Annotated in this window: 3 protein-coding genes; 2 read left to right on the plus strand and 1 reads right to left on the minus strand. The window is 59.5% G+C overall.

Translation table 11 applies throughout. The features are described 5' to 3' along the window. Positions 1–251 (minus strand): hypothetical protein (locus LPW29_RS15065; RefSeq protein ID WP_238628691.1); only part of this gene is annotated, 251 nt, incomplete at its 3' end. 265 nt (positions 252–516) lie between these two features. Between LPW29_RS15065 and hutX the strand changes: the two genes are divergently transcribed. Beyond that, the gene (gene hutX, locus LPW29_RS15070; protein WP_238628692.1) at positions 517–1,065 is read left to right on the plus strand and encodes a heme utilization cystosolic carrier protein HutX; all 549 of its coding nucleotides are present in this window, start codon (positions 517–519) and stop codon (positions 1,063–1,065) included. Continuing rightward, positions 1,062–1,733: SDR family oxidoreductase (locus tag LPW29_RS15075; RefSeq protein WP_238628693.1), on the plus strand; the 672-nt coding region annotated here is incomplete at its 3' end. The genes hutX and LPW29_RS15075, both read left to right, overlap by 4 nt.

The following is a 1,733-nucleotide window of genomic DNA, read 5'->3' on the forward strand; positions in this document are numbered from 1 at the left end:
CCCAGCACCACGCCAACGCGGGGTGCCAGTATGTAGCTGCTGATGTGTGCGTGGTGATGGACGCTGCCATCCCGCAGGTTCACGACCACCATTTGGGAGCCACTGCCCTCCTCCGAGGGCTCCCGGGCGATGAACCAGCGACTATCGTCCGTGAAACGGAAGCCCGAGGCCTGTTCAAACTCCCGCGAAGCGGCTTGCCCAATGGGGCGTCGTCTTGGGAAATGAACGGCAGGAGAGCCAGCAGCAGGCATCGTTGCGTTTCCGTCAAGCCAGGGTTACGGGTGATGTGATCTCGCCGTGGGATCACATGGGTAACCGTTGCATGTGGCTGGCTGCGGGCTGGCTGATGATGCAAACGGGAATGATTAACATTCTTGCATAGTTCATCGAATGAGACAAGCACGCATGAATGGCAGATGGCCGGTGCATTGCCCTGGAAGAAAAACACTTGTGACCGCCTATGAACCCTGATATAAATAATAATCATTCTCATTAATTGTACTGCAAGAGGATCTCATGTCCCACCACGCTCCCCAACAAAATCCATCCGACACCTTGCGCCAACGTCTCGCCGATGAGCCGGGCGTCGTACTGGAGCAAATTGCCCACGAGGAGAACCTCAGCCTTCTGGAGGTGGTGCACTGTTTGCCTCAAAACCACTGGACGGAGGTCAGCGGACGACACTACCTCGACGTCCTGTACGCCCTACCCTCCTGGGGAGAGATGACCACCGTGCTGCACACCGCCGACGTCATCATGGAGTTCAAGGGCCCGTTTCCCTCCGGCAGCACTGGCCATGGCTTCTACAACCTGCAGGGGAAGGCCGGACTATCAGGCCACCTTCGGCCCGAGCGCTGTCAGCACATCGTGTTCATGCAACGCCCCTTCATGGGCATGGAGACAGCCTCCATCCAGTTCTACAACGCGGAGGGGGAAGGGATGTTCAAGGTCTTCCTCGGTCGCGATGAACAGCGCCAGCTACGCCCGGATCAACTCCAGCACTTTTCCAGATTGAGAAACACCTTGTCCGCCCTGGATCACATCGAGCGGGAGACCTCCGCATGAAACCTGTTCTGATCTTCGGCGCCACCCGGGGCGTGGGACTGGAAGTGGCCTACCGCTTGCGTGGGCGCAACCAGTCCGTGCTGGCATTGGTAAGGCCCAACAGCGAGCCCGCTCCTCTCAAGACTCTGGGTGTCGAGATCATTCCGGGGGATGCGGTCTGCTCAGGAGATGTGGAGCGTGCCTTCATGGCACTGGGCACTGGCGGGATCGTCATTTCGACGCTGGCCGGCAGACTCGACGACGGCACATACGTGGACGAGACCGGCAATCAAACGGTCATCGATATCGCTCGACGCTATACACCCGAGCGCGTGGTGCTGGTCACCGCCATCGGCTGTGGAGAGATGATGCCCTATCGCTCCGAGCAGGCCATCACTGCCTTCGGGGATGTGGTCGAGGCCAAGACCCGCGCCGAGGACTCCCTGCGAACATCCGGTCTCCCCTACACCATCATTCGTCCTGGCGGCTTGCTATCTGCGCCAGCCACCGGCCGGGCTATCCTCTCCACCAAGCCCACCACACACGGGATGATCACCCGGACCGACGTGGCTTGCCTGATCGAGCGTGTGATCGATGAAGACAATTCACTAGGCAAGGCCTTCGCCGCCGTGGATCTGGATCACTCACGACTTGATCCGGATCCGAGCAAAGATTTTCACGCCGAGCCC

The organism is Ectothiorhodospira sp. 9100 (assembly GCF_022227565.1).
Classification (GTDB): domain Bacteria; phylum Pseudomonadota; class Gammaproteobacteria; order Ectothiorhodospirales; family Ectothiorhodospiraceae; genus Ectothiorhodospira; species Ectothiorhodospira marina.

What these genes read in the sequence shown, in the direction of transcription:
- hutX (WP_238628692.1), top strand. Translation starts at nt 517, where the DNA reads ATGTCCCACCACGCTCCCCAACAAAATCCATCCGACACCTTGCGCCAA.